The following is a 23,805-nucleotide window of genomic DNA, read 5'->3' on the forward strand; positions in this document are numbered from 1 at the left end:
GCCCATGTGTGCAATCCAGGGATCCTGCTCGGATCCAGCGATTTAACGGCACCGACACAAACCCATGTTTACATGCAATCCACCCACCAACATTCCCCAGAGAGCGAGCGTTGCACATGAGACGGTTCACCACGATGCTGGCCGCGGGCGCGGTCGGCGCCCTCGCCCTCACCGCCTGCGGCGCCGACGAGACGGCGGACGGGGCCCCCTCCGCCGCGCTGGAGGCGGCCCCGCAGGAGCAGCGCCTGGACGGCGCCTGCCCGGCCGAGGTCGTCGTCCAGCTCCAGTGGCAGCCGCAGTCCGACATGGGCGCGATGTTCCAACTGCTCGGCCCCGGCGCGAAGGTCGACTCGGACGCCAAGGCGATCACCGGCCCGCTCGTGGCGGGCGGCAAGGACACCGGCGTGAAGCTGACGCTGCGGGCGGGCGGCCCGGCCATCGGCTTCCAGTCCGTGCCGTCCCAGATGTACGTGGACGAGAAGATCTCGTTCGGCCTCGTGCACGGCGACCAGCTCGTCGCGGCCGCCGGAGAGCAGCGCGTCGTAGGGGTGACGCCGCTCCTGTCGCACACCCCGGCGATCCTGCTGTGGGACCCCAAGACGTACCCGCAGTGGAAGACGATCGCGGACATCGGCAAGACCGACGCGTCCGTCGTCGTCTCGAAGGGCCAGTACTACCCTCAGTGGCTCGTCGCGCAGGGGCTGGTGAAGAAGTCGCAGATCGACGAGAGCTACGACGGCTCGCCCGCGCGCTTCGCCAGCCGTCCGGACATCGCCCTCCAGGGCTTCGCCAACTCCGAGCCCTACACGTTCGAGAAGCAGACGCCGGCCTGGAACAAGCCTGTGGCGTACCAGCTTCTCAAGGACGCGGGTTATGACATCTACGCGTCCAACCTCTCGGTCCGCGCGGACAAGCTGGAGAAGCTGGCGCCCTGCCTGGAGAAGCTCGTCCCGCTCGTGCAGCAGGCGGGCGTGGACTACCTCACCTCCCCCGACGCGACGAACAAGGTGATCATCGACATGGTCGCCGAGGTCGTCTCCTTCTTCCCCTACAGCGAGGGCGAGGCGACCTACAGCGCCCAGCTCCTGAAGGACAAGGGGCTGATCGGGAACGAGGCGGACGGCTCCCTGGGCACCTATGACACCAAGCGCGTCACGGAGCAGGTGGAGATGCTTGCGCCCGTCCTGAAGGCGGCGGGTATCGACGTACCCTCTGACCTCAGGCCGGAGGACTTCTTCACCGACCGGTTCACCGACCACAAGATCGGCATCAAGTGACCGCGCAGCACCACAGCCCCGGCGCCGTCGTGGACGCCACCGTCTACCGCGACGGCGCCTGGGCGCCCCACCAGGACGTCCTGTTCGAGGACGGGGTGGTCACCGCCGTCCGCGACCACGTGCCCGGCACGGCGGGGATCGACGGCGCGGGCGCCCACGTGATCCCGGGCTTCGTCAACACCCACACGCACCTCCAGCAGGCGCTGATGCGGGGCGTCGGGGAGGGGCTGCCGCTGCTTTCGTGGCTGCTGTCGGTGGCCGAGGAGACGGTCGCGCTCACTCCCGAACGGGCCTACCTGGCCGCCGCCGCAGGGGCGCTGGAGGCGCTCAGGAGCGGCACCACGACGCTCGTGGAGCACATGTGGCCCTCGCCGTCGCCGGAGCTGCACGACGCCGTCCTGCGGGCGCTGGAGGACGTCGGGATCCGCGCGGTGTTCGGCCGCGGCGTCACCGACCGGGTGGACGCTACTCGCAAGTGGGGTTCGGACCCCCGCCTGGTCCAGCCGCTCGGCGAGGCGCTCGCGCACACCGACGAGCTGGCCGCGCGCGCCGCCAAGGGCGACGGCCGGATCACCATGGCGCTCGCGGTGCCCAACCCGCGCTGCCTGACGCCCGAGGGCATGGCCGTGGTCCGTGAGTTCGCCGAGGCCCGTGGCATGACCGTCTCCATCCATCTGCTGGAGACGACGACGGACGACGACATGTGCCGCGCGCACACGGGCCTGGGCGCGGTGGAGTTCCTGGAGGCGTCCGGCTTCCTGTGGGACAGGCTGCTGGCCGTCCACTGCGTCGAGCTGTCGGCCGCCGGGATGCGGACGTTGGCGGCGCATGGGGTGGCGGTCTCCTACAACCCGGTGAGCAACATGCGTCTGGGCAGCGGTGTGGCTCCCGTCCCGGAGATGCTGGAGGCGGGTCTACGCGTCGGGCTCGGGGTGGACGGCGCCGCCAGCAACGACACCCAGGACATGCTGGAGGCCCTGCGGCTCGGCTCCTACGTGCAGCGCGCCCTGCACCGGCGCGCGGATCTGCTGCCCGCGCCCGCGATGCTCGACCTGGCCTGCGCGGGCGCGAACCGCGTGCTCGGCCTCCCCTCCCCGACGAGCGGTGTCACGCCCGGCTCCCCGGCCGACCTCACGCTCCTCCGGTTCGACCGTGACTACGCGGTCCTGCCCGTCCGCGACCCTTCGGCGACGCTGCTGACGACGGGCACCCCGCGCCTCGTCGACACGGTGCTCGTGAACGGCGACCCCGTCATCCGCGACGGCAGGAGCACCCGCCTGGACGAGGCGGACCTGACGGCCCGTCTCCTGGCGCTCTGACGGGCCGGGGCAGGCGCACGCGCGACCCGCCCCGGCGTAGGGCACCGGTCAGGAGGAGGGGGTCTCCGCCGGTGCGCGGGAGGGCCGCCAGCAGGCGGCCAGAAGCAGTAGGCCGCCCACACCGCCGCCAGCGGCGACGAGCAGACCCCACGGGCCGTCCAGGGCGAGGCCGACGAGGTGGTCCACGGACCAACGGCCGGGCCCCAGCGCGGCCAGGGCGCAGGCCGCCAGGATGATCATGAGGACGTACTCGTAGCCCTCGCCCGGACGGAAGATGAAGAACCCGTTCCTCAGGTGGTTGGCCACCAGGGCGACGACCATCGTGCCGACCACGGCGGCGGTGGCGAGCGCGTTCAGGAGTCCCGCCAGGAGGAGGACGCCCGCGCCCAGTTCGGTGACCGTCGCGAGCAGCGCGTGGACCCGGCCCGGACGGATGCCGATGGACTCGAACCAGCGGGCCGTCCCCGAAAGGCGGCCGCCGCCGAAGGCGTGGTTCCAGCCGTGCGCGACCATCGTGACGCCCAGGGTGAGCCGCAGCAGGGCGGCGGCCAGATCAGTCTCGATCATCGTGCCCTCACCGTCCGGCCTGGGCGAGGACGGCGGACCGTGACGCCCCGGCGGCGACGAGCGCCCGATAGCGGACGAACAAAGCGGGCGCACCGAAGGAGGCGACCCCGCTGAGCGCGTCCCCGGTGAAGTAGCCAAGAACCGTCCCCTTCACGGGGCCTCCTTCCAGCCCTGCGCCGTGCAGGGTGAGCACCTCGTCGGCGGCGCCGGTGCGGCCGACGGTCTGGATCTTCATGCCGAACTGGTCGGACCAGACGTACGGGGGCGCCGCCTTGGGGAGCGGCGCGCCGAGCACATCGCACGCCACGGCCGCCGCCTGGTCAAGGGTCGTGGTCCAGTGTTCGCCCCGGTGGTGGGCGAGGGCGGCCGGGTCCCACCAGGCGGCGGCGTCGCCGACCGCCCAGACGGACTCCGCGCCCAGCGCGCGGCCGCGCTCGTCACACGCGAGGCCGCCTTGCGCGCGGCTGCCCGTGCCGTCGAGCCAGGCGAGGTCGGGCGCCGCGCCGACGCTCACCAGGACGGCGTCCGCGCCGAGCGTCGTGCCGTCGGCGAGGGTGACGGTGCGGGCGTCGGCGAAGCCGGTGAGCGCGGTTCCGCAGCGCAGGGCGACGCCCGCCTCGGTGAACAGCCGCGCCGCCAGCATGCCCGCGCGGGGCCCCAGTGCCCGCTCACACGGCACGGCGGCCGTTTCCAGGACCATCACCGCGACTCCGGCCTCGGCGGCCGCACAGGCGACCTCGGCGCCGATGAAGCCGCCGCCGACGATGAGCAGCGACCGCGCCGGGCCGAGCGCGTCGCGCAGCGCGAGCGCGTCGCCCAGGGTGCGCAGGGTGTGCGCGCCGTCCGGCTGGCCGGGCAGGGTGCGCGGCACAACGCCGGTCGCGACGACGACGGCGTCGCCCGCGACCTCCGAACCGTCCGCGAGGCCGACCGTGGTGCCGCGCAGCGACGTCGCCCGGACCCCGAACCGCGTCTTCACGCCGAGTTCGGCGAGCGCCACGTCGTCGCGCAGCACGACCCGCTCAGGCTCCCACTGCCCCTTGAGGATCTGTTTGGACAGCGGCGGCCTGTCGTAAGGCGGATGCGCCTCACCCCCGACGAGGGTGATCGCCCCGCCGTACCCCTCGGCCCGCAGCCGCTCGACGGTCTTCACCCCGCCGAGCCCGGCCCCGACCACCACAACATGCGAAGGCACGCCTTTCACCTCTCCCCCCGCCGGTCAGTCGGAGGCGGGGAGGGGCTTGGCGGTCTTCTGGGCGACCTCGGCGCCGTTGACGGCGACCGGGTGGGTGCCGGGCTGGACGCAGAGGAGTTCGATGTCCACGCCGTCGGCGGTGTAGCGCTTGCCCAGGAGGGCGCCTGCGCCGGGGTCGGCGAGGGCCGGGGCCTGGGCGGGGGCCTGCTCGTCGGTCATGGCGCGGCCGCCGCAGGTGACGGTGAGGTCGTCGGCGGGGCAGCGGACGACGACGAGTGCGGTGCCGTCCACGGTGCTGCGGAGGGTCTGCCCTACGCGGAGTTTCATGCGGGTGCTCCTTGCTGTTGCGGAAGTCGGGGGTTCAGCGGGCGACGAGGCCGACGAGTTTCACGTCCAGGTACTCCTCGATGCCCTGCGCGCCGCCCTCGCGGCCCAGGCCGCTGGCGCCGACGCCGCCGAAGGGCGCGGCCGCGCCGGTCGGGTCGATGTCGTTGACGCCGACGATGCCGAAGCGCAGCGCCTCGCTGACGCGGACCGCCCTGCCGAGATCGTTGGTGTAGACGTAGGAGGCGAGGCCGTATTCGGTGTCGTTGGCGCGCCGGACGGCCTCCTCCTCGGTGTCGAAGGGGATGACGGCGGCGACGGGCCCGAACGTCTCCTCGTGGTAGACGCGCATGGTCTCGTCCACCCCGGTGAGGACGGTCGGCGCGTAGAAGCGGCCGGAAGACAGCCCGTCGGAGGTGAGCCGGTGCCCTCCGGCCAGCAGGCGGGCCCCGCGCGCGACCGCGTCCTCGACCTGCGCGGCGACCTTGGCCAGCGCCGCGTCGTCGACGAGCGGCCCGATCGCGACGCCGGGACGGTCGCCGGGCCCGGCCTCCAGCCGGGAGACGCGGGCGACGAGTTCGGCGGTGAACGCGTCGAGGACCGACCGGTGGACGAAGATCCGGTTCGGGCTGATGCACGCCTGCCCGGTGTTGAGGAACTTGACGAGGGCGGCGCCCTTGGCGGCGTGCGCCGGGTCAGCGTCGGGGAACACGAGCAGGGGCGCGTGCCCGCCCAGCTCCATCGAGACCCGCTTCATGGTGGCGGCCGCGCGCGCTGCGAGCCGCTTGCCCACGGCGGTCGAGCCGGTGAACGTCAGCTTCCGGACCGTGGGCGCGTCCAGCAGCCGGTCGCCGACGGCCTCGGGCCGCGCGGCGGTGACGAGGTTGGCGACGCCCGCCGGGAGCCCCGCCTCGGCGAGCAGGTCGAACACGGCGACGGCGCACAGCGGGGTCTGCTCGGCGGGCTTGAGGACGACGGTGCAGCCGGCGGCGACGGCGGGTGCCACCTTCCGGGTGATCATCGAGACCGGGTAGTTCCACGGGGTGATCGCCGCGACGACGCCGACCGGCTGGCGTAGCACGGTGAGCCGCTGGTCGGCGCGGGCTGACGGGATCGTGCCTCCGTAGACGCGCTTGGCCTCCTCGGCGAACCAGCTCAGGAAGCTCGCGGCGTAGCGCACCTCGTTGCGGGCCGCCTTCAGTGGCTTGCCCTGCTCGCGCGTCATCAGCGCGGCGAGGGATTCGGACCGCTCCAGCATCAGGTCGTGCGCCTTCCACAGCACCTCCGCGCGCCGGTAGGCGGTCTCCCTGCTCCAGGAGGGGAACGCCGCGGTGGCGGCGGCGAGCGCCCGGTCGGTCTCGGCGGCGCCGGCGTCGGCGGCCGTGCCGACGATGTCGCCGGTGGCCGGGTCGGTGACGTCGAAGGTCGCGCCGTCGTCGGCACCCTGCCACTTGCCGTCGATGAACAGGGTGTCCCCGTCCCGCACGTCTCCTCCGATCGACGTTTCTACATGTCTCATATCGTCAATGATTCCCGATCCGCGACCGCCGGACGGAGCCGGGGGTCACCGGTCGGCCCGCAGCAGCATGGCGCCGCTGGGGGTGAGGCCGCCGCTGCTCACCACGGCCACCCGCGCGTCGGGCACCTGCCGTTCCCCGGCGTCGCCGCGCAGTTGCACGATCGCCTCGTGCAGCAGGCCCATCCCGTGCGTCCGGCCGTGCGAGAGCTGCCCGCCGTGCGTGTTCAGCGGCAGGATCCCGTCACGGGCGATGTTCTTGCCGCCCGCAAGGAAGTCCTTCGCCTCACCGAGGCCGCAGAACCCGAGCGCCTCGATCCACGAGAGGCAGTTGAACGTGAATCCGTCGTAGAGTTCCGCGACGTCCACGTCCGACGGCCGCAGCGACGTCCGTGTCCACAGGTGCGCGGCGGGGCCGAGCACCTGGGGCTCGTGCGTCGAGGTGCTCTGATCCCATTCGAGGCGCTCGATGATCTGCGTCCCGACCGCCTCGACCCGCACCGGCCGCACCCGCAGGTCCCCGGCCGTCTCGGCGGCCGACACTACGACGGCGATCGAACCATCACACGGGACGTCGCAGTCGTACAGCCCGAACGGCGTGGTGATCGGCCGCGCCGACAGGTAGTCGTCCATCGTCATCGGATCGCGGTACACGGCACTCGGATCAAGCGCCGCGTTGGCCCGCTGGTTCAGGGCGATCCACCCGAGCGTCTCCCGCGTCGTCCCGTACCGGTGGAAGTGGCGCTGCGCCGTCTGCGCGAGCGTGTGCGCCGCCGAGGTGGCCCCGAAGGGCATCCCCCAGCCCATGTCCCCGGTCACACGCCCCCGTGACGGCACGCCCAAGGCGCCCTGTCGTAGCAGCGTGTCGTGGGTGGACTGCCACACCGTCCGGAAGCACAGCACGTGCCGGGCGAGGCCGGCCGACACCGCGAGCATCGCCGCGACGACCGACCCGCCGGGCCCGAACGTCTCCCCGCCGCCGTTGAACCAGGTGGGACGCAGCCGCAACGCGGCCTCCAGGGCTGTCACGCCGCCCTCGCCCATGCCGTGCTCAAGCCCGCCGCCGGGGTACGTGGACAGCCCGTCGATGTCGTCCATCGTGAGCCCGGCGTCCGCCACGGCGGCCCGGCAGGCCGCCACCGTCAACGCCAGCGGATCGGTCATCAACCGCCGCCCGATCGCCGACCTCCCGATCCCGGAAAGCACAGCGTCGTCCTCAAACCGTTTGACGACCCGTGCGGGCCGCACCAGAGAGGCCACCCGCTCAGCGGTCAGCTCATCGTCCGGCAGGGGGGACGGCGTCTCCGGCTGAGCCGCGCCGGGCCGGAAGAGCGGCAGCCACACGTCCTCGACCCGCTCGAAGACGACCTCCACCGCCATCCCGAGTTCGAGGTCGGCCTCCCCACAGTCCACCAGCCGCGTGGTGAGCCGAACCCGGGGATCCTCCTCCAACGCCACCTGAGCCACGATCAAAGGCCCAGGAACCCCCGGCAACAAGAACCGGTGGCTCACGGTGAAACCGAACAGGATCCCCCTCCCGGACACCTCGCGCACGCCGGGCCCGTCAACCCGGCACGAAGGGCACACCGGCTTGGGCGGATGGATGAGAGCCGAACAGGAGGCACACTCCTGAATCCGCAGCCTTCCGTCAGCCCCGGAGCGCCAATAGAACTCCGTCCACGGTGTGACGAAGGGAAGCGGCCGTCCCGACGCGCTCATCAGCGGTCCTCCTTCAAAGGCAGCCCCACCACGGAGGCGTGGTCGGGCAGGGAACCGAGCGCGGAGGCGCCGCCGGGCGACCCGACCTCCGCGAAGACGTCCGCGTTGATCCGCGTGTAGTCCTTCCACTCCTCCGGGAGGTCTTCCTCGTAGTAGATGGCCCCGACGGGGCACACCTGCTCGCAGGCGCCGCAGTCGACGCACTCGTCCGGCTGGATGTAGGCCATCCGCTCGCCCGGATAGATGCAGTCGACGGGACAGGCGTCCACACAGGATCTGTCGAGGACGTCGACACAGGGTTGGGCCACCACGTAGGCCACGACGCACTCCCCTTCGTCTCACTCGCTGGTGTTGTGGACCCGGCGGCTCAGAGCCTGGCCGTCGTGGCCCGGACGGTGATCGGCTCGGCGAGGCGCTGCTCGTCGCAGACGCGCTGCATCCGCTCGATCGTCTCGGCCAGGCCGGGGCCGAGCCTCCGGCCTGGCGTGAACGTCGCCGGTAGGTGCTTCATCCCGTTGATGACGCCGGTGGTGTCGTAGTGCACGGCCCCGCCGGGGGCGCACACGTAGTCCGGCAGCCGGTCCATGACGGCGGTGACCATGGTCTTGAAGACCGACCGCGCCACGTTCGACCCGATGCACCGGTGGATGCCGAGGCCGAAGCTGGCGTGCCGGTTGCCCTTCCGGTCGAGCTGGACGTGGTGCGGGTCGGCGAAGACCTTCGCGTCACGGTTGGCCATCGCCCACGACAGCCACAGCCGGTCGCCCTCCTTGAACTCCGTGCCGTTGATGACGCAGTCCTGGGAGACGGTGCGGCCGTCGCCGACGGCGGGGGTGAAGAACCGCAGGAACTCCTCGGTGGCGCTGTCCAGGAGGGTGTCCCGCTCCCGGCTGAGCCGCTCCCGCTCGGCGGGGTTCTCCGACAGCCACTCCAGCGAGTGGGCGGTCAGCGCCGTGGTGGTGTCGAAGCCGCCGCCGATGAGCAGCATGACGACGCCGAAGACCTCCATCTCGTCCGGCCTGCGGCCGTCGATCTCGACGTTGAGCAGCTCGTTGATGAGCCCCGGCCGCGGGTCCGCCCGGACCGCCAGCATGTTCCGCATCAGGTGCTGGCCCATCACCATCTGGAGTTCCCGCATCCTGTCGTACTCCGGCGTGCCGGGCGGGGTGTAGACGGCCGCGTGCGTGGGCTCGCAGTAGACCGTCCAGTCCTTCAGCGGCAGGCCGAGCATCGCCAGGGTGAACACCGCCGGGACGATGTTGGCGAGGTCGTCGACGAAGTCGATCCGTCCTGATTCGATCACCTCGTCCAGGCAGGCCCGGGTGATCTCCTCGATGACCGGCTTCCACCGGGCGACGGCGGCGGGCGACAGGTACGGGTTCAGCGCCTGCCGGTAGTACCGCTGGTCGGGCGGGTCCATCTCCAGGAAGCCGCCGCGCTGCCGCTTCCCGCCCGCCGAGGCGGAGGCGGGCGGGATGCTGATCCCGACGTACCCGTTCCGCACGCCGTCGACGTCGTTGTCGTTCGACAGGACGTCGGCGCGCCTGGCGATGTCGAACAGCTCGTTGTTGCCGCTGGCGAACCAGTACCCGCCGTGCGTGTCGTTCCAGGCGACCGGGCACTTAGCGTGGAACTCGGTCGCGAGCTCCGCGAACTCCAGCCGGTAGCGGGGGCTGTGCCGGTCGAGGCTGATGACGTGCTTCTTGCGCTCCGCGTCCGCGGTAGGCGCCTGTTCAGTGCTCACTCTTCTCCTACGCGTGCTGCTTGTGGGCGGCCCGGCGTCAGAACAGGACGACCGCCTGCTCGGGACAGGACCGGGCGGCCTCCTTGGCCTGCGGCTCCAGGTCGGCGGGGACGTCCTCACCGAGGGCGTAGGCGTGGCCGTCCTCGTCGCGCAGGGCGAAGAGGTCGGGCGCGTTCATGGCGCACAGGGTGTGGCCCTGGCAGAGCTGCGGGTCGACGCGAACCTTCACGATGAGCCTCCTGTCGGGTGCCGGGTCAGAGGTGGAAGTCGTGGAACTTGAGGTAGGAGCCGCCGTCCACGCGCAACTGGAGGCCGGTGACGTAGCGGGACTCGTCCGAGGCCAGGTAGACGACGGCGTTGCTGACGTCGCCGGGCTCGATGAACGGGATCGGCATGGCCTGCTGGGCGGGGAAGGCCAGCAGCGCGTCCTCGCGGGTCGGGTTCTCCAGGTCGGGCCGGAACGCCCGGTACATCGGCTCGCTGTTGAGCATGTCGGTGTTGCAGTTCGTCGGGTGCACGGCGTTCGCGCGGATCATCCGGGGCGCGAGGTTCCTGGCCATCTCGTGGATGAACTCCGACAGCGCCCGCTTCGCGTAGGAGTAGCCCGCGCCGCCCGGGTTGGCGCCCGGCTGCGCGACCTGCTGGCCGACCATGAACGCGGCGGCCGAGCCCGTCGCGATGACGGACGCGCCGTCGGGCAGGTGCGGCAGCGCGGCGTGCACGGCGTTGACGACGCCGAGCAAGTTGGTGTCCACGACGTCGGTCCACGCCTGGAGCTTGGGCTCGCCGCCCAGCGGCATGATCCCGGCCTGGGCGACGACCACGTCGAGCCCGCCGAGCGTCGCCACGCCCTGGCCGAGCGCGTCCACGAGCTGGGAGCGCTCGCGCACGTCGGCCTCCAGCGCGACGATCCGGCGGCCGTGCGCCTCGACGAGCCGGACGGTCTCCTTGAGGTCCTCGGCGGTCGCGAGGGGGTAGTCGTTAGTCGCGACGTCGCGGCACAGGTCGACCGCGATGATGTCGGCGCCCTCCTCCGCGAGGCGGACCGCGTGGCTGCGGCCCTGCCCGCGCGCGGCTCCGGTGATGAAGGCGACCTTGCCCTCTACTCGGCCCATGGTGGTACCTCTCTTCTTCCTGGGTGGGGTGGTGCGGCCGGGGTCAGCCCACGGCCGGGGGGAAGGCGATCGTCTTGACCTCAAGGAAGTCCTCAAGGCCCTCGGTGCCCCATTCGCGGCCTATCCCGCTCTGCTTGTAGCCGCCGAAGGGCGACTCGACGTCGAACCACATCGCGCCGTTGACGCCGACGGTCCCGGTGCGGAACCGGCGGGCGACGGACATCGCGCGGTCCACGTCGGCGCCGTAGACGGCGGCGGACAGGCCGTAGGGGGTGTCGTCGGCGATCCGGACCGCGTCCTCCTCGTCGTCGTAGGGCAGCACGACGAGGGCGGGGCCGAAGATCTCCTCCTGGGCGACGGACGCCTTGGGGTCGACGTCCGTGATGAGGGTCGGCTCCACGTAGTACCCGCGCGAGAACCTCTCGGTGGGCTTGCCTCCGAACACGATCCTTCCGTCGCGTCCGGCGGACTCGTAGTAGCGCAGGATGCTGTCCCGCTGCCGCGCGTTGATGACGGGGCCCATGAGGTTGGCCGGGTCGGTGGGGTCGCCCCAGGGGATGCGCTCCATGGTGCCCTTGGCGTAGGCGAGCGCCTCGTCCAGGCGGGTGCGTGGCACGAGCATCCGGGTGAGCTGGGTGCAGCCCTGCCCCGCGTGCGCGCAGATCGAGCCCGCCAGCATGGGGATCGCCGCCATGAAGTCGGCGTCCTCCAGCAGCACGGCGGCGGACTTGCCGCCCAGCTCCAGGGTGACGCGCTTGATGGTGTCGGCGGCTGCGGCCATCACCTTGCGGCCGGTCAGGGTGGAGCCGGTGAGCGTCACGCCGTCCACGTCGGGGTGTGCGGTGAGCAGCCCGGCGATCCGGTTGTCGGAGGTGGTGACGACGTTGAGCACCCCGGCCGGGAGGTCGGTGTGCGCGGCGGCGATCTCGCCGAGCGCGAGCGCGCTCCACGGCGAGTCGGGCGCGGGCTTGAGGACGACGGTGCAGCCCGCCGCGAGGGCGGCGCCGACCTTGCAGATGTTCAGGTAGAACGGGTAGTTCCACGGGGTGATCGCGGCGATGACCCCGGCCGCCTCGCGCCGCACGACGCGTTCGGTGGGCGCGCCGCCGATCGTCTTGGTCGGCAGCCTGCGTTCGAACTCGTACGTCTCCAGCAGGCCGATGTAGTGGTCGAGGTAGCCGATGGCGTCCTCCAGCGCGACGCCGCCCGTCAGCCGGACCGGTGTGCCGGTCTCGGCGACGAGGCCCGCCCGCAGCTCCTCGACGTTGGCGCGCAGCGCGTCCCGGAGCTGGACGAGGCAGCGGCGGCGCAGCTCGGTGTTGGTGGACCAGTCGGTGGTGTCGAAGGCGCGGCGGGCGGCGCCGATGGCGCGTTCGACGTCGGTGGCGTCGGCCTCGGGGGCGGCGCCGACGACCTCCTCGGTGGCCGGGTTGACGTTGTCGAAGGCGCCGCCGCGTCCGGCGGAGACGAGGTCGCCGCCGATGAGCATGCGCTCGCCGAGTCTGTTCACTGCGGGCTCCCGGGGTTCAGGTGGGGTGGGGTGGGGGCGCGGTCCGGCCAGAGCAGGTGCGCGAGGACGTCGTGGGCGGCGGTCAGCGCGCCCAGGTCGGCGCCGAGGTCGGCGGCGGTCTCCCGGACGACGGTGAGGTCCTTGCCGAGGAACTCCGCGACGGCGGAGGCGAACCCGGCGACGGAGCCGCGTCCGGCGATCCCGGCCAGGGCCCGGCTGCCGCCGCTGCCGTGCTCCAGCGCGGTGAGCAGCGCCGTCTCGGAGACGCCGAGCCGTCGCGCGACGGCGACGGCCTGGCCGACGACGCCGATGTTGGCGGCGAACACCGCGTTGTTGAGGAGCTTGATCCGCTGGCCGTCGCCGAGTCCGCCGAGGTGGAGGATCGGGTCGCCGTACGCGGCGAGGAACGGCCTGACCCGCTCGACGTGCTCGTCCGCGCCGCCGACGAGCAGGGTGATCCGGCCCGCCGCGACGTCGTGCGGACCGCCGCTGATCGCGGCGTCCACGACCGCGATGCCGCGTTTGCGGGCGTAGCTCCCGAGCAGTTCGACGGTGCGGGGGCTGCACGTGGTGTGCACGACGAGAGCGGAGCCCTCGGCCATGGTGTCGAGGAGGCCGCCGTCCAGGCAGGCCGCCCGCACCTGCGCGTCGGTGTGCACGCAGATCCCGACGATCGCGGCGGGCGCGAGGTCGGCGACGTCGGCGGTGGTCCGCGCGCCCGCTTCGGCCAGTTCGGCGCGGGCCGCCTCGGATGCCTCCAGGACGGTCACCTCGTGCCCGGCGGCGAGCAGCCGCCGGACCATCTGGCCGCCCATCCGTCCGGCGCCCACGAACCCGAGCCTCATCGGGCGCACCCCATCGAGGCGAGGGCCGCGTCGGCGGCGTCGAAGACCGATCCGGCCTCGGCGCCCGTGGCTTCGGCCAGCTCGGCGGCGATGCGGACGTCCTTGCGGAGCAGCGGGCCCGCCTTGTCGCCCATCGGGCCGAGCACAAAGCCGGACCTGCCCATCATGCCGGTGGCGAAGCTGGAGCCCGAGCCGCGCGCCAGCACGACGGCGAGCTGTTCCGGATCGACGCCCAGGTCGCGGGCCAGGGCGAACGCGCTTTCGGCGACGCCCAGGTTGGCGGCCAGAAGCAGGTTGTTGATGAGCTTGGCGCGCTGTCCCGCGCCGACAGGCCCGAGGTGCACGGGCTCGCCGTAGGCGGCGAACACGGGGCGGCAGCGTTCGGCCGTCGCGGTGTCGCCACCGACCAGGACGAGCAGGGTGCCCTGCTCGGCGGCCGGTCCGCCGCCGCTCACCGGGGCGTCCACGAGACGCACGCCGCGCTCGGCCGCGCGGGCTGCCAGGGACGCGCAGGTGTCGGGGTGGACCGTGCTGTGCACGGCGATCACCGAGCCGGGCCGCATGCCCTCCAGGAGGCCCTGAGGGCCGGAGACGACCTCTTCGACGCCCGCGTCGTCCAGGACGCACACGCAGGCCAGGTCGCTGGCCGCGCCGAGTTCGGCGGGCGCGGACGCGAGCGCGGCGGACGTCCCGGCGAAGGGGTCGAGGGTGGCGGGGCGGCGGGCCCACAGGGTGGTGCGGAACCCGGCGTCGATGATCCGGCGGGCCATCGGCGCGCCCTGGCTGCCCAGGCCGATGAAGCCCACTTTTCCGATCGGGGCGGTGCTCATGTGACGGCACCCGCGATCTTCAGGTTGATCAGTTCCTCATCGGTGACGCCCAGCTCGCGGAGGATCTCGTCGGTGTGCTCGGCGAACTGCGGGGCCCGCTTCAGCGTGATCGGCTCACGGTCGAACTGGACGGGGCTGGCAACGAGCTTGCGGAGCCTGCCTTCGGCGTCCACCACGTCGGCGATCTGGCCGACCGCGTGCAGCGCCGGGTCGTTGCCGACCTCGTGGTTGTTCTGGACGACCGACCACTGGCCTTCCATCTCGGCGAACGCCTTGACCCACGCGTCCTTGGACCGCCGCCCGATGATCTCCTTGATGATCTCGACGGCCTCGGCGGAGTTGGCGGTGAGCTTCTGCGCCGTGTCGAACCGCTCGTCCGTGGCCAGCTCGGGGTGGCCGACCTTCTCGCAGAAGTCGGCCCAGTAGCGGCCCGGCTGGAGCATGATCAGGCTGAGCCAGCGGCCGTCGGCGGTCAGGTAGTTGTTGGACAGCGGGTTGGGCACCGCCTGCGCCTGGCGCGGGTCGTACTTGGGCAGCGGCTTCCCGGCCAGCAGCGCCATGTTGACGTTGAGCTGGTTGGCCCAGGCGCCGACGCCGAGCAGCGAGATGTCCACGGTCGGCGCGCCCTGGCCACGGCCCCTGGCGAACAGCGCGGCGGCGATGCCGCCCGCGATCGTCATGCCGCCGATGTTGTCGCCGAACGCGCCGCCGGGCTGGGAGATCACCCTGTCGTAGCCGGGCGGGGTGGAGCTGTCGGCGTTGCCCGCGCGGGCCCAGAAGGCGGTGCCGTCGTAGCCGCCGCTGTCGGCCTCCGGGCCGCTGTGCGCGAAGCTGGTGCCGGACGCGTAGACGATCTCGGGGTTGATCGCGCGCACGTCGTCGATGTCGATGCCGAGCCTGATCCTGGCGTTCGGCAGGAAGTTGGTGAGGAAGACGTCGGCGGAGCGGATCAGCTCCGCCAGGATCGCCTTCGCCTCGGGCTTCTCCAGGGCGAGGCCGAGACTGCGCTTGCCGCGGTTCGGCCCGTCCATGATCGGCGCGAAGGTGGAGCTGTCGTCCACGACGCTCTGGCCGAAGACCTTGACCAGGCCGCGCTGGGCGTCGCCCTTCTCCGCGTGCTCGATCTTGATGACGTCGGCGCCCCAGTCGGCCAGGACGGCGCCCGCCGACGGCACGAACGTGAACTGGGCGACCTCGAGGACGCGGACGCCTTGCATCGGTAGGAACACAGGAAGAGACCTCGGCTTCCCCACGCCGGTGGGGGCCCGGCGCGGACTGCGGAATCGGAGTGGAGGGGCGGACGCTGGTGCGTTCGGCGCCCCTCAGTTCGATAGAACCATATACATCGAACTATTTAGTGAGCAAGACCTCATTGACGTTGTCTTGCCGGATATTTCGAAGACAGTCGAACTGTTGGAACGCGCACACCCGCCCGGGGCGTCGGCGGGACGCCCTGGACGGGTGTGCGGGAGCTCGCGCGGGCGAGCGGTCAGACGTTGAAGCGGACGGCGCCGTCGACGCGGATCACCTCGCCGTTCAGGTAGTCGTTGTCCACGATGTGCAGGGCGAGGCGGGCGTACTCGTCCACGTGGCCCATCCGCTTCGGGTTGGGCACGCCGGGGCCCCACCTGGCCTGTGCCTCCTCCTCGGCCATCCGGAACGCCGGGGTGAAGAACGTGCCGGGCGCGATCGTCACGACCCGCACACCGGTCGGCGCGAGGTCGCGGGCGGCGGCGAGGGTCAGGCTGATGACGCCGCCCTTGGCCGCCGCGTAGTCGGTCTGCCCGACCTGGGACTCGAAGCCCGCGATCGACGCCGTCATGACGACGACGCCGCGCTGGCCGGATTCGAGGGGCTCGTTCCGCGTCATCGCGGCGGCGGCCTGGCTGAGCACGTTGTAGGTGCCGCCGAGGAAGATGTCCGTGGTCCGCCGGAACACCTCAAGCGGGTAGAACTCGCCGTTCCGGTTCACCATGCGCCGTCCGGCCGCCGGGCCGCCGTGCACGATGACGACGACCCGCAGCGTGCCCAACTCCTGGGCCGCCCCGACCGCCGCCGCGACGGACTCGGTGCTGGTGACGTCCGTCGCCAGGAACCGCACGGCGTCGCCCAGATCGGCTTCCAGCGCCTTTCCCTTGTCCTCGGCCAGGTCGGCCACCAGCACCCTCACCCCCTCCCCCACGAGCCTCCTGACCGTCGCCTCACCGAACCCGCCCGCCCCGCCGACCACCAGCGCCGACGCTCCGTCAAGCCGCATCGCTTCCTCCTCTTCCCGGGCTCCCGCCCGAACCGCGACGCCCTTCCGGCGCCGCCCAGAATCACTCCCCCTGACGGCCCCGGCTCAGGTCGGCACAGGGGTGTCGGGGTGGACGAGGGCCACCAGGTCACGGCGGACGATCTTGCCGGTCGGGTTGGTGGGGAACTCGCGGACGAACTCGACGTAAGCCGGGGTCTTCGAGCCGCGCAGGCGCTCCCTGACCCAGGCGCGCAGCTCGTCGGCGGCGACCTCCGCGCCGTCCCGGACGATGACGAACGCGGCGATCTGCTGGCCCCACTCCAGGTCGGGCACCCCTGCGACGACCGCCTCACGCACCGCCGGATGGCCGCTCAGCACGTCCTCGATCTCTGCGGGCGCGATGTTCTCGCCGCCCCTGATGATGGTGTCGTCGGCCCGGCCCCGGACGTGGAGGTAGCCGTCGGCGTCCAGGTAGCCGCGGTCGCGGGTGGGGAACCAGCCGTCCGCGCCGACCCTGCTGCCCGCCTCCAGGTACTCGCCGGAGACCTGCGGGCCGCGCACCACGATGTCGCCGACGACGCCGGGCGGGCACGGCTTCCCGTCCTCGTCCCACACCTCGATCTCGACCGAGGGCAGCGCCCGCCCCACCGAGCCGAGCCGCGCGCGCACGGCCGGGTCGGTGGAGGCGACGGCCGTCCTGTGGTCGTCGGGCCCGAGGACCGCGATGGACGAGGCCGTCTCGGTGAGCCCGTAGGCGTTGACGAACCCTGTGCCGGGGAAGAGCGCGAGCGCGTCCTCGACCACTTCCGGGGCCACCTTCGCGCCGCCGTAGGACAGCGAGCGCAGGCAGGACGGCCCCTGGGCGTCCCGCGCCCGCAGCTCCGCGACGATCCTGGCGAGCATCGTCGGCACCACCATCGCGTGCGTCACCTTCTGTTCCGCCACGGTGTCCAGCCATCCGTCCGGCGTGAAGCGGTCGAGGTAGACGATCCGCCTTCCGCTGTAGAGGTTGGACAGCGCGTTGGCGACGGCGGCGATGTGGTACGGCGGCACGCTCACGAGGGTCGCGTCGTCCTCGGGCACCGAGGCGAACTCGACGGAGCCGAACAGATAGGCGGTGAGGTTCTGGTGGCGCAGCACGGCGCTCTTGGGCGCCGCCGTCGTCCCGCTGGTCATGAGCAGCACCGCGACCGACTCGGGGGCGGCGAACACGGCGGACTCGGCGGTGTGCGCGGGCTCGGGCAGCGCCAGGAACTCCGCGACGCCCAGCGTGGCCGCGCCCGGCACCCGCTCGGGCGCGTCGGTGACGACGAGCGGCGCGGCCTGGCGCGCCATGACGTCGGCGAGCTGCTCGGCGCCGAGCCGGTAGTTCACCGGCAGGAACGGCACACCCGCGAGGCTCGCCGCGAAGAGCGCGACGGGGAAGGCGGGCCCGTTCGGGCCGAGGTAGACGAGCCGGTCAGCGCCCGAGGCCGCGATCCGGGCCGCCCCGGCCCGCGCCCGCGCGCGCAGGGCGGCGCCCGTAAGCCCGGTCTCGGGGTGGCCGACGAGGACGCGGTCGGCCAGGCCGTCGGCGACCATGTCGAGGATCAGCGCGAGGTTCATCGGTCGTCTCCCCTAGCGTCCGCGCTTGACCTGCTTGAACGGGACGTCGCGGTCCAGCGCGGCCTCCCTGGGCATGCCGAGCAGCCGTTCACTGATGACGTTCCGCGACATCTCGGTGCTGCCGCCGCCGAGGCTGCCGCCCTGCCGCATGAGGAAGCCGACGCCCGCCTTCCCGGTGACGCCCGGTGTTTCCGCGTTTCCAAAGCCCGCGCTCGATCCCGCGATCTTCAGCGAGAGATCGTCGTTGAGCTGGGAGACCTCAGCGTGCAACAGCCGCAACAGGGAGGCGGCGGTGGGCGGCAGCGCGCCGGACGCGATCGCCCGGGTGACCCGCGCCGACGTCTGCCGCGCGACCGTCTCCAGGGCGATGCCGCGCCCGACCAGCTCGCGCACCCGAGGGTCGCCGCTCCGCCGCAGCGCCGCCGCGACGGCGGCCGGGCCGACGTGCGACATGCCGCCGTGGCCGCGCTTCCCGCTGACGTAAGGGGAGCCGCCGCCCATCGCGTTGCGCTCGTGGAAGAGCTGCCGTGACGCGACGGCCCAGCCGCCGTCCACCTCACCGACGACGGCCGAGGCGGGCAACACGACGTCGTCGAAGAACTCCTCGCAGAACTCCAGCGACCCGTTCACCATCCGTACCCGGTTCATGGTGACGCCCGGTGCTTTGGTCGGCATGAGGAACATCGTCAGGCCGTGGTGCTTGGGCACGTCCCAGTTGGTGCGTGCGAGGCACAGCGCCCAGTCCGCCGCGTAGGCGGACGTGCTCCATGTCTTGGCTCCGTTGAGGACCCAGGTGTCGCCGTCACGGTCGGCGCGGGTGATGAGCCCCGCGAGGTCGGATCCGCCGCTGGGCTCGGAGAGGAACTGGCAGAGCACCTCGTCGCCCCGGATGGCCGCGCCTATCCGGTCGCGCTTCTGGTCCTCGGTGCCCGCGTCCAGGATCGTCGGCGCGCAGATGGCGAACGTCGGCAGGTTGAGCGGGAGCGGCATCTCGTAGCCGTCGCTCTCGTCGGTGAACGCGCGCTGGTGCGCGGGCGTCAGGCCGAGGCCGCCGTACTCCGTGGGGAAGCAGATCCCGGCGAAGCCGCCGTCGTACAGCTTCTTCTGGAGCTCGCGCGCGCGCAGCCACTCGCCGATGTCGTCCTCGTCCGACGCGGGCGGAGGCACGTCCGCAAGGCGCGGCATGTTCACGGCGAGCCAGGCACGGGCCCGCAGGCGGAAGGACTCGACGCTCTCGGTCTCGGTCATGTGCGTGATCAGCCCTTACAGGTCGGGGGTGGCGAGGTCGGCGAGGCGCAGCCGGTGGTCCTCGGGGGTGCCGTAGAGCGCCTGGTCGAGGGTGGCGCGGCGGAGGAACAGGTGTAGGTCGTGCTCCCAGGTGACGCCGATGCCTCCGTGGATCTGCACGCAGTCCTGGAGGATCAGCAGCGACCTCTCCCCCACGAACGCCTTGGCGACCGACACCAGCGTCGCCGCCTCCGGTGCCCTCTCCTGGACGGCTGCGGCCGCCGCCTGGGTGGTGGCGTGGCACGCCTCCAGCCACGTCCGCATGTCGGCGAACCGGTGCTTGAGCGCCTGGTAGGAGGCGAGCGGACGGCCGAAGGAGTACCTGTCGAACCCCCACTGGACCGTCATGGCGAAGGCCCGCTCCAGCACCGCGCAGACCTCCGCGCACTGGACGATCGCGGCTATCTGGAGCTGCCTCTCGACGGGCCCGGTAGCGCCCGGCTCGCCTACGAGCGTGTCCGGGCCGACCCGGACCCCGGTGAAGGTGACCTCGTTGAAGGTGCGGGAGAGGTCCAGCGACCACTGCGGCGCGGCCGTGACGCCCGGCGTCCCGGCCGGGACGAGGAACTGGGCCGGCCCGTCCGGGGTGGCCGCGGTGACGAGCAGGAGGTCTGCCTGGTCGGCGTCCTGGACGCGGTCCTTGACGCCGTCGAGGAGGTAGCCGTCGCCGTCACGGGAGGCGCTGAGGGACGGCGTGAGCGGGTTCCACTCGCCGCCCGGCTCGTACACCGCCCACGTCGCGACGCGCTCGCCCGCGACGAGCGCCTCGATCGTGTCCGTGTGGTCGGAGCCGGTGCCGTGCGCCTCGACGAGCCCGGCGAGCACCACGTTCACCGGCAGCAGCGGGCCGGGGCCGACGCCCGTACCGAGCTCCTCGGCGAGCAGGACGAGGTCCCGCACGCCCTCGCCGGAGACGCTGCCACCGCCGAGCTCCTCCGGCACGATCGTGGCGGCCCAGCCGAGTTCGGCACCCTGCCGCCACCAGTCGCGGCTCCAGCGGGGCTCACCGTCCTTGAGGCCGCGGACGCGGTCGAGGGGGTACTCCTTTTCGAGGAGCCTTCTGGCCGAGGTCTGGAAGAGCTTCTGATCCGACGAGAGCTCCAGCTCCATCGAGACTCCTCTCATGCGCTGGGAAGGGGGAAACGTCCCTTACTGAACACGAGTGGACTACACTTGTCAATGTATCGAAGTATTAACCGGACCGCAGGCCACGAACCCCCGTCCCAGGAGGCCCCGGGCTGTGGGACGGGTCACGCCGAAGGCGAAGGTCGTATGCTTTCGGGGTGGGATAAGTTCATGGTTGCCGAATACTCGAAACGTCAATACCTGACGTACCGACCCGTCGACCCGGTCGAGAGGAGGGGCCGTCATGCCGCGCGAGTCCGTCGCCGCCACCGAGGTGCTGAAGGCGCTGAGCGACCCGATCCGGTGGAACATCGTCCAGCAGATCGCGCAGGAGGAGGAGTTCGCCTGCAGCGTCCTGGAAGACACGCTGCCCGTCTCCAAGACCACGATCTCCTACCACACCAAGATCCTCACCCAGGCGGGGCTGATCGAGGTGCACAAGCGCGGCCGCAACTACTTCTACACGCTGCGCCGCGACGTGCTGCGCGGCGTGATCGACGAGCTGTGGAAGCTCGCGCCCGGCCCGCGCCTGGTGGAGAGCGCGGCACCCGAGCGGCCCGCCGCGCCGCCCGCCGAAGAGCCGCGCCTCGCCGCCGCGGCCGGGGACACCGACACCTCCTCCGGCCTGCTCACCTGGTAGCCCCGCGCGGCGGCGCGCCCCGTCGGGTCCCGCGCGGGCCCGGCGCCGCTGTAGCGTGTCGGGCCTGACGACAGAAGGGATCCGTTCATGGCGGCCGCCTCCAGCGACGCGGTGGTGCTCACCGAACCGGGGCCGGGGGTCCGCCTCGTGACCCTGAACCGGCCCGGCGTGCGCAACGCGATGACCGCGGAGATGACCGCGGCCTGGGACACCGCGATCGACGCCGTCGCCGCCGACCGCGAGACCCGGGTGCTGGTGGTCACCGGCGCGGGCAGCTCGTTCTGTTCCGGCGCCGACCTCTCCTGGCTCGACCAGGGTTCCGCCGACGACGTCACCATCGACCGGCTGCGCGACCGGATGCTCCCGTTCTACCGGAGCTGGCTGCGGCCGCGCGCCCTGCCGTTCCCGGTGATCGCCGCCGTCAACGGGCCCGCCGTAGGCGCGGGGGTCTGCCTGACGCTCGCCTGCGACCTGCGTTACGCGTCGCGCACCGCGCGCTTCAGCACCCCGTTCATCTTCCGGGGCACCCACGGCGGCATGGCTTCGACGTGGCTGCTTCCCGAGGCGATCGGCGTCACCCGCGCCCGCGAGATGCTCTTCACCGGCCGCGAGGTGGAACCCGGCCAGGCGCTCGACTGGGGCCTGGTGACGGGCGTCGCCGACGACGCGCTGGCCGCCGCGCTGGAGTCGGCGGCCCGGATCGCCGAGGCCGCCCCGATCGCGCTGCGCCTCACCAAGACGGGCCTGGAGCAGTCCGCCGCCGGGCTGGAAGCCTCGCTCCAGTGGGAGGCGCTCGCCCAACCCGTCACGATGACCACCTCCGATCTGCACGAGGGCATCGCCGCCTTCCGCGAGAACCGCCCGCCCCGCTTCCGCGGCCGCTAGCCGGAGCCCGTCAGCCGACGGCGCGGATGCCGGGGCCGTGGCGGGCGTCGATCTCGCTGACGGCGCTGAGGGCCGCGCGGCGTCCGGCGGCCATGACGGCGTGCGCGTCCGGCGGGGCGGCGTCGGCACGGTGCGGGGCGTGCGCGGCGTAGAGGCCGGGGACGGCGGGGCGGCCGCCCATGAGCACGGCGCCGGTCTCCTCGTCGACGGCAAGGGCGGGCTGGCGCGTGACGGGCACCGTGTCGCGGTCGGCGCACCAGCGGCGGACGGCGAGTTCGGGGGTGTCCGCGCCCGCGTCGCGTTCGGCCCAGCGGGCGCGTTTGGGCGTCTCGTGTTCCTCGCCGAGCCTGCCGCGCGCCGCCGTCCAGGTGGCGGGCCCGACGAACTCCCAGTGCCGGGCGTCCACGGCGAGCACCACCGACGAGCAGGCGAGTTCGCCGACGTCGAAGCGCGCCGCCCAGACCGCGTCGGCGGCCCTGCCGAGCGCGGGCGCGACCTTCCCGAGGCCGTGCAGCCACCGGTGCCCGACCGTCGCGGCCGAGCGGCGGGGCAGTGCCGCGTAGCCGAGCCCGCACACCTCGCCCGCCGCGACGACGAGCTCGTGTGCCCGGTGCTGGGCGCGGATGTCCACGCCCGCCTCGCGCACGGCGGCCCGGAGCCCGGACCGCAGCAGCACCGCCGCCCGGACGGCACGGGGCGCGTGCAGCCACGGTTCGGCGAGCGGGGCGCCGTCCAGCACCAGCACGCGCGCGCCGGCGTGCGCCGCCGCGAGGGCGGCCGCGGCGCCCGCCACGCCGAAGCCGACGACCACCACATCGACATGTCCGTCCAGCGCCATCGGCCAGCCTCCTCGCCAGCACGGCCTCGCGGGTGGGTGGCCCGCAAAGCAGCTCCTCCGTCGACGCTGCTCACCCTATGAACCTCTGGTGACACGTGTCAACGCTTCCACAAACGCAAAACCCCCACCACCTCGGCCTTTTCCGGGCGCCCTGCCCCGAGCGAGCTGACACGCGTCACCTCCCATGTCGCGCAAGCATGCGGTGGAACAAGCGGAATCAGGTGGTTTCGCCCTGGACGATCCGGAAGGCTTCCTCGGGTGTGGCGCGGCGGATCTCGGCGCCGCCGTAGCCCTTGGCGAGCGCCTGGATGATGTGGCCCAGCGAGACGGGCACGTCGGCGGCCACCGTGGTGAGGCGCGGGGAGATCACCTGGCCCACGGGCGCGTACTCGACGCCGATGACGGCGAAATCCGACGGCACGGCTAGGCCGAGCGTCTTGGCGGCCTCACCAAGGGCGATCGCCACGAGGTCGTTGTAGCAGGCCACACCGAGGGGCGTGCCGGTGCGCGGCAGCATCTCCTCCAGCACCTTGCGTGCGCCGGAGCGCTCCAGAGGCACCCTGACGTACAGCGGCGCGGGCAGGCCCTCCTGCTCGCAGTAGGCCGTGACGGCGTCCGCGCGCATCTGCCCGTAGGGGTCGTCACGCTCGTCGGAGAGGAACGCGTAGGCGAGCCGTCCGTGGCCCCTGCCGTGCAGGTGCCGGGCCTGGAGTTCGCCGATGGCCGTGTTGAAGTCGGGCTTCTCGTGCTCGGCGACGAGCGGGCAGCCGACCTCGGCGAGGAACTCGATGTCCCGGCCGGACAGGCCGCCGAGATCCACAACGCCGGCGGGCCGGAGCGTCTCGACCAGGTGCTGGAGCCGCTTGGACGTGGCGTTCTCCGCCCGCGACACGCTGAAGTGCACGACGGGGCTGAGCCCCACTTTCTCGATCTCGCCGGACAGCACCTCCACCACGTTCTGGAGGTTCGTGAACGTCGTGTACGGGACGACGAGCACGATGAAGTCGCTGCGGCCCATGACGAGCGCGCGGCCCGCCGCCGAGCGCACGTAGCCGAGGGCGAGCGCCGCCCTGCGGACCCGTTCGACGGTGTCGGCGCTGAACCGTTCGACCTGGTTGTTCAGCACGTGGCTGACGGTCGCCCTGGACACGCCGGCGAGGCGGGCGACGTCCACGCTGGTGGCCGGGCGCGTCCGCGTGGGGACGGCCGGCTCCTCGTTCACCGGCTG

At 72.4% G+C, this 23,805-nt stretch carries 23 protein-coding genes; 4 read left to right on the forward strand and 19 right to left on the reverse strand.

The genetic code is table 11. From position 1 onward, the window contains the following. Positions 1–116: 116 nt before the first annotated feature. Positions 117–1,277, forward strand: a complete 1,161-nt coding sequence (locus LO762_RS27700) for a nitrate ABC transporter substrate-binding protein (protein ID WP_230619047.1) — start codon at positions 117–119, stop codon at positions 1,275–1,277. Further along, the gene (locus LO762_RS27705; protein WP_230619048.1) at positions 1,274–2,596 is read left to right on the forward strand and encodes an amidohydrolase family protein; all 1,323 of its coding nucleotides are present in this window, start codon (positions 1,274–1,276) and stop codon (positions 2,594–2,596) included. The genes LO762_RS27700 and LO762_RS27705 overlap by 4 nt, the downstream gene beginning before the upstream one ends. 48 nt (positions 2,597–2,644) lie before the next feature. Here the strand turns inward: LO762_RS27705 and LO762_RS27710 are convergent, their stop codons facing one another. From LO762_RS27710 to LO762_RS27790, 17 genes are all read right to left on the reverse strand, one after another. After that, complete coding sequence (locus LO762_RS27710) at positions 2,645–3,163, reverse strand: DoxX family protein (RefSeq protein ID WP_230619049.1); 519 nt, start codon at positions 3,161–3,163, stop codon at positions 2,645–2,647. A 7-nt stretch (positions 3,164–3,170) separates the two neighbouring features. Further along, positions 3,171–4,358: an FAD-dependent oxidoreductase gene (locus LO762_RS27715; protein WP_230619050.1), complete on the reverse strand. Its 1,188-nt coding sequence runs from the start codon at positions 4,356–4,358 to the stop codon at positions 3,171–3,173. Positions 4,359–4,382: 24 nt separating this feature from the next. Further along, on the reverse strand, positions 4,383–4,685 hold the full coding sequence (locus tag LO762_RS27720; RefSeq protein ID WP_230619052.1) for a hypothetical protein: 303 nt from the start codon (positions 4,683–4,685) through the stop codon (positions 4,383–4,385). Between the two features lie 34 nt (positions 4,686–4,719). Continuing rightward, a complete protein-coding gene (locus LO762_RS27725) occupies positions 4,720–6,201 on the reverse strand; it encodes an NAD-dependent succinate-semialdehyde dehydrogenase (RefSeq protein WP_230619054.1) in 1,482 nt (493 codons plus the stop codon). A 45-nt stretch (positions 6,202–6,246) separates the two neighbouring features. Then, positions 6,247–7,917 carry an OB-fold domain-containing protein gene (locus LO762_RS27730; protein ID WP_230619056.1) on the reverse strand — a complete coding sequence of 557 codons (1,671 nt, stop codon included), beginning with the start codon at positions 7,915–7,917 and terminating at the stop codon, positions 6,247–6,249. Beyond that, positions 7,917–8,237 carry a ferredoxin gene (fdxA, locus tag LO762_RS27735; RefSeq protein ID WP_230619057.1) on the reverse strand — a complete coding sequence of 107 codons (321 nt, stop codon included), beginning with the start codon at positions 8,235–8,237 and terminating at the stop codon, positions 7,917–7,919. Before fdxA ends, LO762_RS27730 begins: the two co-directional genes overlap by 1 nt. 47 nt (positions 8,238–8,284) lie before the next feature. Then, positions 8,285–9,661, reverse strand: coding sequence for a cytochrome P450 (locus LO762_RS33735; protein WP_230619059.1), 1,377 nt, complete (start codon positions 9,659–9,661; stop codon positions 8,285–8,287). A 37-nt stretch (positions 9,662–9,698) separates the two neighbouring features. Further along, entirely contained in the window at positions 9,699–9,890 is a 192-nt protein-coding gene (locus LO762_RS27745; RefSeq protein ID WP_230619061.1) for a ferredoxin, read from the reverse strand. A 25-nt stretch (positions 9,891–9,915) separates the two neighbouring features. Next, entirely contained in the window at positions 9,916–10,776 is an 861-nt protein-coding gene (locus LO762_RS27750; protein WP_230619063.1) for a mycofactocin-coupled SDR family oxidoreductase, read from the reverse strand. A gap of 43 nt (positions 10,777–10,819) precedes the next feature. Next, positions 10,820–12,286, reverse strand: a complete 1,467-nt coding sequence (locus tag LO762_RS27755) for an aldehyde dehydrogenase family protein (RefSeq protein ID WP_230619064.1) — start codon at positions 12,284–12,286, stop codon at positions 10,820–10,822. Beyond that, positions 12,283–13,131 (reverse strand): NAD(P)-dependent oxidoreductase, encoded by an 849-nt coding sequence (locus tag LO762_RS27760; RefSeq protein ID WP_230619065.1) that lies wholly within the window; start codon positions 13,129–13,131, stop codon positions 12,283–12,285. Before LO762_RS27760 ends, LO762_RS27755 begins: the two co-directional genes overlap by 4 nt. Further along, on the reverse strand, positions 13,128–13,961 hold the full coding sequence (locus LO762_RS27765) for an NAD(P)-dependent oxidoreductase (protein WP_230619066.1): 834 nt from the start codon (positions 13,959–13,961) through the stop codon (positions 13,128–13,130). Before LO762_RS27765 ends, LO762_RS27760 begins: the two co-directional genes overlap by 4 nt. Further along, complete coding sequence (locus tag LO762_RS27770; RefSeq protein WP_230619068.1) at positions 13,958–15,178, reverse strand: CaiB/BaiF CoA-transferase family protein; 1,221 nt, start codon at positions 15,176–15,178, stop codon at positions 13,958–13,960. Before LO762_RS27770 ends, LO762_RS27765 begins: the two co-directional genes overlap by 4 nt. Before the next feature lie 272 nt (positions 15,179–15,450). Next, positions 15,451–16,218 (reverse strand): SDR family NAD(P)-dependent oxidoreductase, encoded by a 768-nt coding sequence (locus tag LO762_RS27775; protein WP_230619070.1) that lies wholly within the window; start codon positions 16,216–16,218, stop codon positions 15,451–15,453. Positions 16,219–16,302: 84 nt separating this feature from the next. Then, positions 16,303–17,802 carry a class I adenylate-forming enzyme family protein gene (locus tag LO762_RS27780; RefSeq protein WP_230619072.1) on the reverse strand — a complete coding sequence of 500 codons (1,500 nt, stop codon included), beginning with the start codon at positions 17,800–17,802 and terminating at the stop codon, positions 16,303–16,305. Positions 17,803–17,814: 12 nt separating this feature from the next. Beyond that, positions 17,815–19,050 (reverse strand): acyl-CoA dehydrogenase family protein, encoded by a 1,236-nt coding sequence (locus LO762_RS27785; protein WP_230619074.1) that lies wholly within the window; start codon positions 19,048–19,050, stop codon positions 17,815–17,817. A 15-nt stretch (positions 19,051–19,065) separates the two neighbouring features. Beyond that, positions 19,066–20,199, reverse strand: a complete 1,134-nt coding sequence (locus LO762_RS27790) for an acyl-CoA dehydrogenase family protein (RefSeq protein WP_230619076.1) — start codon at positions 20,197–20,199, stop codon at positions 19,066–19,068. 259 nt (positions 20,200–20,458) lie between these two features. Here LO762_RS27790 and LO762_RS27795 point away from each other — a divergent pair, with 259 nt between their 5' ends. Continuing rightward, positions 20,459–20,854 carry a helix-turn-helix transcriptional regulator gene (locus tag LO762_RS27795; RefSeq protein WP_230619077.1) on the forward strand — a complete coding sequence of 132 codons (396 nt, stop codon included), beginning with the start codon at positions 20,459–20,461 and terminating at the stop codon, positions 20,852–20,854. 87 nt (positions 20,855–20,941) lie between these two features. After that, positions 20,942–21,739, forward strand: coding sequence for an enoyl-CoA hydratase/isomerase family protein (locus tag LO762_RS27800; RefSeq protein WP_230619079.1), 798 nt, complete (start codon positions 20,942–20,944; stop codon positions 21,737–21,739). Positions 21,740–21,749: 10 nt separating this feature from the next. Here LO762_RS27800 and LO762_RS33230 read toward each other — a convergent pair whose 3' ends face one another. Together LO762_RS33230 and LO762_RS27810 are read right to left on the reverse strand one after the other, a co-directional pair. Next, on the reverse strand, positions 21,750–22,577 hold the full coding sequence (locus LO762_RS33230) for a hypothetical protein (protein WP_304523710.1): 828 nt from the start codon (positions 22,575–22,577) through the stop codon (positions 21,750–21,752). Positions 22,578–22,794: 217 nt separating this feature from the next. Beyond that, positions 22,795–23,799, reverse strand: a complete 1,005-nt coding sequence (locus tag LO762_RS27810; RefSeq protein WP_230619081.1) for a LacI family DNA-binding transcriptional regulator — start codon at positions 23,797–23,799, stop codon at positions 22,795–22,797. Positions 23,800–23,805 lie beyond the last annotated feature (6 nt).

It is taken from the genome of Actinocorallia sp. API 0066 (assembly GCF_020991275.1).
Classification (GTDB): Bacteria; Actinomycetota; Actinomycetes; order Streptosporangiales; family Streptosporangiaceae; genus Actinocorallia.

Excerpts from the sequence above, each read along its gene's own strand:
- LO762_RS27700 (WP_230619047.1), top strand. The coding sequence starts at position 117 with ATGAGACGGTTCACCACGATGCTGGCCGCGGGCGCGGTCGGCGCCCTC.
- LO762_RS27710 (WP_230619049.1), bottom strand. The coding sequence starts at position 3,163 with ATGATCGAGACTGATCTGGCCGCCGCCCTGCTGCGGCTCACCCTGGGC.
- LO762_RS27720 (WP_230619052.1), bottom strand. The coding sequence starts at position 4,685 with ATGAAACTCCGCGTAGGGCAGACCCTCCGCAGCACCGTGGACGGCACC.
- LO762_RS27725 (WP_230619054.1), bottom strand. The coding sequence starts at position 6,201 with ATGAGACATGTAGAAACGTCGATCGGAGGAGACGTGCGGGACGGGGAC.
- LO762_RS27730 (WP_230619056.1), bottom strand. The coding sequence starts at position 7,917 with ATGAGCGCGTCGGGACGGCCGCTTCCCTTCGTCACACCGTGGACGGAG.
- LO762_RS27750 (WP_230619063.1), bottom strand. The coding sequence starts at position 10,776 with ATGGGCCGAGTAGAGGGCAAGGTCGCCTTCATCACCGGAGCCGCGCGC.
- LO762_RS27760 (WP_230619065.1), bottom strand. The coding sequence starts at position 13,131 with ATGAGGCTCGGGTTCGTGGGCGCCGGACGGATGGGCGGCCAGATGGTC.
- LO762_RS27765 (WP_230619066.1), bottom strand. The coding sequence starts at position 13,961 with ATGAGCACCGCCCCGATCGGAAAAGTGGGCTTCATCGGCCTGGGCAGC.
- LO762_RS27770 (WP_230619068.1), bottom strand. The coding sequence starts at position 15,178 with ATGCAAGGCGTCCGCGTCCTCGAGGTCGCCCAGTTCACGTTCGTGCCG.
- LO762_RS27775 (WP_230619070.1), bottom strand. The coding sequence starts at position 16,218 with ATGCGGCTTGACGGAGCGTCGGCGCTGGTGGTCGGCGGGGCGGGCGGG.
- LO762_RS27780 (WP_230619072.1), bottom strand. The coding sequence starts at position 17,802 with ATGAACCTCGCGCTGATCCTCGACATGGTCGCCGACGGCCTGGCCGAC.
- LO762_RS27785 (WP_230619074.1), bottom strand. The coding sequence starts at position 19,050 with ATGACCGAGACCGAGAGCGTCGAGTCCTTCCGCCTGCGGGCCCGTGCC.
- LO762_RS27790 (WP_230619076.1), bottom strand. The coding sequence starts at position 20,199 with ATGGAGCTGGAGCTCTCGTCGGATCAGAAGCTCTTCCAGACCTCGGCC.
- LO762_RS27795 (WP_230619077.1), top strand. The coding sequence starts at position 20,459 with ATGCCGCGCGAGTCCGTCGCCGCCACCGAGGTGCTGAAGGCGCTGAGC.
- LO762_RS27800 (WP_230619079.1), top strand. The coding sequence starts at position 20,942 with ATGGCGGCCGCCTCCAGCGACGCGGTGGTGCTCACCGAACCGGGGCCG.
- LO762_RS33230 (WP_304523710.1), bottom strand. The coding sequence starts at position 22,577 with ATGGCGCTGGACGGACATGTCGATGTGGTGGTCGTCGGCTTCGGCGTG.